This is a genomic window from Polaribacter sp., from assembly GCF_965656025.1.
Classification (GTDB): domain Bacteria; phylum Bacteroidota; class Bacteroidia; order Flavobacteriales; family Flavobacteriaceae; genus Polaribacter.
Genome location: NZ_CBFHJT010000098.1, coordinates 1 through 7,879, shown reverse-complemented (window position 1 = coordinate 7,879; position 7,879 = coordinate 1). Strand labels below are relative to the sequence as shown.

The window sequence follows — 7,879 nt, the reverse complement described above, 5'->3', positions numbered from 1 at the left end:
TGGCAAGAATAGCAGGTATTGATATTCCAAAGAATAAAAGAGGAGTTATTGCTTTAACTTACATCTTTGGTATAGGAAACAGCAGAGCTAAACAAATTTTAGCAGATGCAAAAGTAGACGAAAGTATTAAAGTTCAAGACTGGACTGACGATCAAATCGCGGCAATTAGAGAGCAAGTTGGATCTTTCACAATTGAAGGAGAACTACGTTCTGAAGTTCAAATAAACATTAAACGTTTAATGGATATTGGTTGTCAAAGAGGAATTCGTCATAGAATGGGTCTTCCTTTAAGAGGTCAAAGAACTAAAAACAATTCTCGTACAAGAAAAGGTAAGAGAAAAACAGTAGCTAACAAGAAAAAATAAAGTTAGAGATTAACCTAGTTATGGTATAGTGTGCCGTATTTTTAATACAACTTACTATACAAAATAACTAAACATAAAATAATATGGCAAAAGCAAGTTCAAAAAAACGTAAAGTAATAATTGATGCTATTGGTGAGGCGCACGTAACTGCATCTTTTAACAATATCATTATTTCTTTAACAAATAAAAAAGGTGACGTAATTTCTTGGTCATCTGCAGGTAAAATGGGTTTTAGAGGTTCTAAAAAGAACACTCCATATGCAGCTCAATTAGCAGCAGAAGATTGTGCAAACGTTGCAAAAGAAGCGGGTTTACGTAAAGTAAAAGTTTATGTAAAAGGTCCAGGTAATGGTAGAGAATCTGCTATTAGATCAATTCATAATGCTGGTATCGAAGTTACAGAAATTATAGATGTTACTCCAATACCACACAATGGATGTCGTCCACCAAAAAGAAGAAGAGTATAATTTGATATCTCAAATTATATGCTGATTTACATTCAGCATCCTTATAATAAATAATATATTTTAATTTGATAGGAGTTCGATTAGCGAAGGATAAGCCTTAATTCATAATCCCTATCTATAAAAAAAACAAAATGGCAAGATATACAGGACCAAAAACTAAAATTGCTCGTAAATTTGGCGAAGCAATCTTCGGAGAAGACAAAAACTTCGAAAAAAGAAATTATCCTCCAGGACAGCATGGTAATGCAAGAAGAAGAGGTAAAAAATCTGAATATGCTACTCAATTAATGGAGAAGCAAAAAGCAAAATATACTTACGGTATTTTAGAACGTCAGTTTAGAAACTTATTTAAAGATGCATCTGCTTCACAAGGTATTACAGGTGAAATCTTATTACAATTATGTGAGTCTCGTTTAGACAACGTTGTTTACAGAATGGGGGTTTCTAATTCAAGAAGTGGTGCTCGTCAATTAGTATCTCACAGACATATTACTGTAAACGGTAATATTGTAAATGTACCATCTTATAGATTAAAGGAAGGTGATGTTGTTGCTGTTAGAGAAAAATCTAAATCATTACAAGCAATCGAAGATGCATTAGCATCTAATAATAATGTTTTTGAATGGTTGACATGGAATAACGATACTAAAACTGGTACTTTTGTAAAAGTTCCAGAAAGACTTCAAATTCCAGAAAACATTAAAGAACAATTAATAGTAGAATTATATTCTAAATAATAATTTAACCAAGTTGGTATTTGGCCAAAGGGTTTTTAAGAACTTCTTCAAACTTTTAAACCGCGCAACCAAATAACAATTAAAACGAAGAAACAATGGCAATATTAAATTTTCAAAAACCTGATAAAGTAATCATGATTGAATCTACAGATTTTTCTGGCAGATTCGAATTTAGACCTTTAGAACCAGGTTTTGGTTTAACAATCGGTAATGCATTAAGAAGAGTTCTTTTATCTTCATTAGAAGGTTTTGCAATTACATCTTTAAGAGTAGATGGTGTAGAGCATGAGTTTTCTACAATACCAGGTGTTGTAGAAGATGTAACAGAAATTATCTTAAATTTAAAACAAGTACGTTTTAAAAAACAAATAGACGAAACTGATAGAGAAACTGTATCAGTATCTGTTTCTGGACAAGAACAATTTACAGCAGGAGATTTACAAAAATTTATTTCTGGTTTTCAAGTATTAAACCCAGATTTAGTAATTTGTAATATGGACAAGTCTGTAAAGTTAAATGCAGAAATCACTATCGAAAAAGGTAGAGGTTTTGTACCTGCAGAAGAAAATAAAAAAGCAACTGCACCTATAGGAACTATTTTTACAGATTCTATTTACACACCAATTAAGAATGTAAAATACGCAATCGAAAATTATCGTGTAGAACAAAAAACAGATTATGAAAAATTAGTTTTTGATATAGATACAGATGGTTCTATAAACCCAAAAGATGCATTAACAGAAGCTGCAAAAATTTTAATTCACCACTTTATGTTGTTCTCTGATGAGCGCATTACTTTAGAGGCTGATGAAATTGCACAGACAGAAACGTATGATGAAGAATCATTACATATGCGTCAATTATTAAAAACTAGATTAATCGATATGGATTTATCTGTAAGAGCTTTAAATTGTTTAAAAGCAGCAGAGGTAGATACATTAGGAGATTTAGTTTCTTTTAACAAAAGTGATTTAATGAAATTTAGAAACTTTGGTAAAAAATCTTTAACAGAGTTAGAAGAGCTTGTGATAGTTAAAGGCTTAAGTTTCGGAATGGATTTAACAAAATATAAATTAGATAGAGATTAATCTTTCATATTTTGCTCCTCAAAATGGGTAGATGCAAGATGAAAGTATAAAACAAACGTCAAAATGAGACACGGAAAAAAAGTAAACCATTTAGGAAGAAAAACAGCGCACAGAAAAGCAATGTTAGCTAATATGGCTTGTTCTTTAATAGAGCACAAACGTATTAACACAACTGTGGCAAAAGCAAAAGCATTAAGAACTTTTGTAGAACCATTAATTACAAAATCTAAAGCAGATACAACTCATAACAGACGTATTGTATTCTCTTATTTACGTGATAAATATGCAGTAACAGAACTTTTTAGAGAAATCTCTGTAAAAGTAGCAGACAGACCAGGTGGTTATATTCGTATTATAAAATTAGGTAATCGTCAAGGAGATAACGCTCCTATGGCTATGGTAGAATTAGTTGATTATAACGAAATTTACAATCCAAAAGGTAAAAAAGCTAAAAAATCTACAAGAAGAGGTAGAAGTAAAAAAGCTTCCTCTGCTCAAGTAGAAGAAACTGCAACAGAAGAAAAATCTGAAGAATAAAAAAATGAAAATTTTTTAAATTATATAAAAGGGATAAACGTTTACGTTTATCCCTTTTTTTATATTTTTACAACAACAAACACAATTATACATCAATGAAATATCAAACTAGAAAAAAAGCATTAGTTTTATTAGCAGACGGAACTATATTTTATGGTAAATCTGTAGGTATAGAAGGAACCTCCACAGGAGAAATTTGTTTTAATACGGGTATGACAGGTTACCAAGAAATTTTTACAGACCCTTCTTATTTCAGACAAATTATGGTAACTGCAAATGCACACATAGGTAATTATGGTGTTAATAATAAAGAAGTAGAGTCTGATGGAATTAAAATTTCTGGTTTAGTTTGTAGAAACTTTAGTTTTACACACTCAAGAGCAGATTCTGATGGCAATCTTAAAGATTGGTTCGAAAAACACAATATTGTTGCTATTTCAGATGTAGATACCAGAGCATTAGTTGCTTATATTAGAGATAATGGAGCTATGAATGCAATAATATCTACAGATGTTGATAATATTGAGGCTTTGAAAAAGCAATTAGCAGAAGTGCCAAGTATGGAAGGTTTAGAGTTAGCATCTAAAGTATCTACAAAAGAACCTTATTTTGTTGGTGATGAAAATTCTGATATTAGAATTTCGGCATTAGATATTGGTATAAAAAAGAATATTTTAAGAAACTTGGTAAAAAGAGGAGCATACGTAAAAGTCTTTCCTTATAATGCAACCTTTGAAGACTTAGCAAGTTTTAATCCTAATGGATATTTTATTTCAAACGGCCCTGGGGATCCAGAGCCTTTAAAAGAGGCTCAAGAGGTTGCAAAAGAAATTATTAAAAGAAATTTACCTTTATTTGGTATTTGTTTAGGGCACCAAGTTATTGCTTTGGCAAATGGTATTTCTACTTATAAAATGCACAATGGACACAGAGGAATTAATCATCCAGTAAAAAATCTTTTAACTGGAAAAGGAGAAATTACCTCTCAAAACCATGGTTTTGCAATTGATAGAAAAGAAACTGAGGCAAATGATACAGTAGAAATTACACACGTACATTTAAATGATCATACTGTTGCAGGAATAAAAATTAAAGACAAACCTATTTTTTCTGTACAATATCATCCAGAAGCGAGCCCTGGACCACATGATTCAGAATATTTATTTGACCAGTTTATAGAAACTATCAAAAAACATTCAAATATAACTGCTTAAAAGGAATTATAGTTTGAAAACGTTTTCGTAAGAAACCATTTAAAACAAAGTAAAACAGAGGCTTATTTTGTAAATTAGCCATATAAAAGTAAATTAATTAAAAATATATATAATGAGTATTATTATAAGTGTTCATGCACGTCAAATTTTCGATTCAAGAGGTAATCCAACAGTAGAAGTAGATGTAACAACAGAAAGCGGAATTCTTGGAAGAGCTGCTGTACCTTCAGGAGCCTCTACAGGAGAACACGAAGCTGTAGAGTTAAGAGATGGTGGAAAAGACTACATGGGTAAAGGTGTTTTAAAAGCAGTTAAAAATGTAAACGAAATCATTGCAGAAGAATTATTAGGTGTTTCTGTTTTTGAACAAAATGGAATCGATCAATTAATGATTAATTTAGATGGTACACCAAACAAATCTAAATTAGGTGCAAACGCAATTTTAGGTGTTTCTTTAGCAGTTGCAAAAGCGGCAGCAAATGAATTAGGTATGCCATTATACAGATATATAGGTGGTGTTTCAGCTAATACTTTACCAGTACCAATGATGAACATCATTAACGGAGGTTCACATTCAGATGCGCCAATTGCATTTCAAGAGTTTATGGTAATGCCAGTAAAAGCGAAATCTTTTTCTGCAGCAATGCAAATGGGATCTGAAATTTTTCATAACCTAAAAAAAGTTTTACACGATAGAAATTTATCTACAGCTGTAGGTGATGAAGGAGGTTTTGCCCCAACATTAGATGGTACAGAAGATGCTTTAGATACAATTGCATTAGCAGTAAAAAATGCAGGCTATGTTTTTGGTGAAGAAATTAAAATAGCTTTAGATTGTGCTGCTGCAGAATTTTATGTAGATGGCGCTTATGATTATACAAAGTTTGAAGGAAGCAAAGGAAAAGTAAGAACTAGCAAAGAGCAAGCAGATTATTTAGCTGAGTTAGCTGCTAACTATCCTATTATTTCTATAGAAGATGGAATGGATGAAAATGATTGGGATGGATGGAAATATTTGACAGAGAAAATTGGCGATAAAGTACAGTTAGTTGGTGATGATTTATTTGTTACTAATGTAGAGCGTTTATCAAAAGGAATTCAAAATGATATTGCTAATTCAATTTTAATTAAAGTAAACCAAATAGGTACTTTAACAGAAACAATTGCAGCAGTAAATATGGCTAAAAATGCCGGTTATACATCTGTAATGTCTCACAGATCTGGTGAAACAGAAGATAATACAATTGCAGATTTAGCAGTAGCGTTAAACTGTGGGCAAATAAAAACAGGTTCTGCATCTCGTTCAGATAGAATGGCGAAATACAATCAATTATTACGAATTGAAGAAGAATTAGGAGATGTTGCTTATTTTCCAATGGAAAAGGCCTTTAAAATATAATTTTTAAAGAAGCAAAATGTTTTAAATTTGGTTAATAAATTTTCATAATATAATTAAGCCAGTGATTTTTTCACTGGTTTTTTTGTGCTCACAAAATAAGTTAATATTATTTTAAAATGTTAAAAATCTATCTAAAGAGATTTTAAAATCATACAAAATATCTTATCTTCGTGACATTAAGAAAAAACAGATAAAATAACAGTAAATGTCAGATATAGCTAAATTACAAATTGGAGAAAACGCGTATGAGTTTCCTTTAGTAAAAGGAACAGAAAATGAAGTTGCAATAGATATAAAAACACTTAGATCTGCAACAAATGGAGTTGTAACTATAGATCCTGGTTATAAAAATACAGGCTCTTGCGAAAGTGCTGTTACTTTTTTAGATGGTGAAAAAGGAATTCTTAGATATAGAGGGTATCCTATTGAGCAATTAGCTGATAAAGCAGACTTTTTAGAAGTATCTTATGCTTTAATATTTGGAGATTTACCAACAAAAGAGCAATTAGAAAAATTTCATTCAGATATAAAAGCACATTCTTTAGTAGATGATGATGTTAGAAAAATTTTAGAAGCTTTCCCAAAAACAGCTCATCCTATGGGTGTTTTATCTTCTTTAACAAGTGCTTTAACTGCATTTAATCCAATCTCTGTTAATATTGAGTCTAGAGAAGATATGTATCATGCCATAGTTAGAATATTGGCAAAGTTTCCTGTTTTAGTTGGTTGGACAATGCGTAAAAAAATGGGGCTACATTTAAACTATGGAAAAAAATCTTTAGGCTATGTAGAAAATATCATGTACATGATGTTTAAAGAGCCAAACGAAGATTTTGTAGTAAATCCAATCATCAAAGATGCTTTAGACAAGTTATTAATCTTACATGCAGATCATGAGCAAAACTGTTCTACATCTACAGTTAGAATTGTAGGTTCATCTCACGCAGGTTTATTTGCTTCTCTTTCTGCAGGTATTTCAGCGCTTTGGGGCCCACTTCATGGAGGTGCAAATCAAGCAGTCTTAGAAATGTTAGAAGCTATTAAAGAAGATGGTGGTGATACAAAAAAATACATGGCAAAAGCCAAAGATAAAAATGATCCTTTTAGATTAATGGGCTTTGGACATAGAGTGTATAAAAACTTTGATCCAAGAGCAAAAATAATTAAAAAGGCAGCAGATGAAGTGCTAGAAAGTTTAGGGGTAGAAGATCCTATCTTAGAGATTGCAAAAGGTTTAGAAAAAGAAGCTTTAAGTGATCCTTACTTTGTAGAAAGAAAACTATATCCAAATGTAGATTTCTATTCTGGAATCATCTATAGAGCAATGGGTATTCCTGTAGAAATGTTTACAGTAATGTTTGCAATGGGACGTTTACCTGGTTGGATTGCGCAGTGGAAAGAAATGCGTTTGAAAAAAGAACCAATAGGTCGTCCGCGTCAAATATATGTGGGAGAAAACGAAAGAGATTTTGTTTCATTAGAAAACAGATAATTTATTACTTTTATATAAATTTTAAAAAGCTTCATATTTATGAAGCTTTTTTTATAAATATGGTTTTATGATACAATTAAACGTAAAAAATGAAACTGCGAGGTTAAAAGCAGTTGTTTTAGGTACAGCAAAAAGTAATGGGCCTGTGCCAAATGTAGAAGATTGTTATGATCCTAAAAGTATACAGCATGTGTTGGCAGGAACGTATCCTAAAGAAGAGGATATGATGAAAGAAATTGAAGCTGTTGTCAAAGTTTTAGAAAAATATAATGTAACTGTTTATAGGCCTAAAGTTATAGAAAATTACAATCAAATATTTTCTAGAGATATTGCTTTTGTGATAGAAGATAAATTTATAAAAGCAAACATATTACCAGATAGAGATCAAGAAATAGAAGCGATTTCTCATGTTATCTCTAAGATAGATCCAAATAAAATTGTAGAATTACCAGAAGAATGCCATGTAGAAGGAGGAGACGTAATGCCTTGGAATGATTATATTTTTGTAGGAACCTATTCAGGCGAAGATTATCCTGAACATATTACAGCAAGAACAAATGTAGATGCAGTAATCACATTG

General features: G+C 31.2%; 8 protein-coding genes and 1 pseudogene. All 9 read left to right on the top strand.

All coding sequences use genetic code 11. The annotated features are described in order from the left end of the window. On the top strand, nt 1-365 hold a 365-nt coding region (rpsM, locus tag ACTG3S_RS13625; RefSeq protein WP_439129885.1), incomplete at its 5' end, for a 30S ribosomal protein S13. Between the two features lie 83 nt (nt 366-448). Beyond that, nucleotides 449-832, top strand: a complete 384-nt coding sequence (gene rpsK / locus ACTG3S_RS13620; protein WP_036825729.1) for a 30S ribosomal protein S11 — start codon at nt 449-451, stop codon at nt 830-832. 131 nt (nt 833-963) lie between these two features. Further along, on the top strand, nt 964-1,569 hold the full coding sequence (gene rpsD / locus ACTG3S_RS13615) for a 30S ribosomal protein S4 (RefSeq protein WP_439129884.1): 606 nt from the start codon (nt 964-966) through the stop codon (nt 1,567-1,569). Nucleotides 1,570-1,664: 95 nt separating this feature from the next. Further along, a complete protein-coding gene (locus ACTG3S_RS13610) occupies nt 1,665-2,657 on the top strand; it encodes a DNA-directed RNA polymerase subunit alpha (RefSeq protein ID WP_439129883.1) in 993 nt (330 codons plus the stop codon). 63 nt (nt 2,658-2,720) lie between these two features. Then, nucleotides 2,721-3,194, top strand: coding sequence for a 50S ribosomal protein L17 (gene rplQ / locus ACTG3S_RS13605; protein WP_439129882.1), 474 nt, complete (start codon nt 2,721-2,723; stop codon nt 3,192-3,194). A gap of 95 nt (nt 3,195-3,289) precedes the next feature. Then, nucleotides 3,290-4,408 (top strand): glutamine-hydrolyzing carbamoyl-phosphate synthase small subunit, encoded by a 1,119-nt coding sequence (gene carA / locus ACTG3S_RS13600; RefSeq protein WP_439129881.1) that lies wholly within the window; start codon nt 3,290-3,292, stop codon nt 4,406-4,408. A 112-nt stretch (nt 4,409-4,520) separates the two neighbouring features. Continuing rightward, nucleotides 4,521-5,807 (top strand): phosphopyruvate hydratase, encoded by a 1,287-nt coding sequence (eno, locus tag ACTG3S_RS13595; RefSeq protein WP_439129880.1) that lies wholly within the window; start codon nt 4,521-4,523, stop codon nt 5,805-5,807. A gap of 205 nt (nt 5,808-6,012) precedes the next feature. Next, nucleotides 6,013-7,299 carry a citrate synthase gene (locus ACTG3S_RS13590; RefSeq protein WP_439129879.1) on the top strand — a complete coding sequence of 429 codons (1,287 nt, stop codon included), beginning with the start codon at nt 6,013-6,015 and terminating at the stop codon, nt 7,297-7,299. Nucleotides 7,300-7,366: 67 nt separating this feature from the next. After that, a pseudogene (locus tag ACTG3S_RS13585) lies at nt 7,367-7,879 on the top strand (amidinotransferase); the annotation flags it as partial.

Excerpts from the sequence above, each read along its gene's own strand:
- rpsK (WP_036825729.1), top strand. The coding sequence starts at position 449 with ATGGCAAAAGCAAGTTCAAAAAAACGTAAAGTAATAATTGATGCTATT.
- rpsD (WP_439129884.1), top strand. The coding sequence starts at position 964 with ATGGCAAGATATACAGGACCAAAAACTAAAATTGCTCGTAAATTTGGC.
- ACTG3S_RS13610 (WP_439129883.1), top strand. The coding sequence starts at position 1,665 with ATGGCAATATTAAATTTTCAAAAACCTGATAAAGTAATCATGATTGAA.
- rplQ (WP_439129882.1), top strand. The coding sequence starts at position 2,721 with ATGAGACACGGAAAAAAAGTAAACCATTTAGGAAGAAAAACAGCGCAC.
- carA (WP_439129881.1), top strand. The coding sequence starts at position 3,290 with ATGAAATATCAAACTAGAAAAAAAGCATTAGTTTTATTAGCAGACGGA.
- eno (WP_439129880.1), top strand. The coding sequence starts at position 4,521 with ATGAGTATTATTATAAGTGTTCATGCACGTCAAATTTTCGATTCAAGA.
- ACTG3S_RS13590 (WP_439129879.1), top strand. The coding sequence starts at position 6,013 with ATGTCAGATATAGCTAAATTACAAATTGGAGAAAACGCGTATGAGTTT.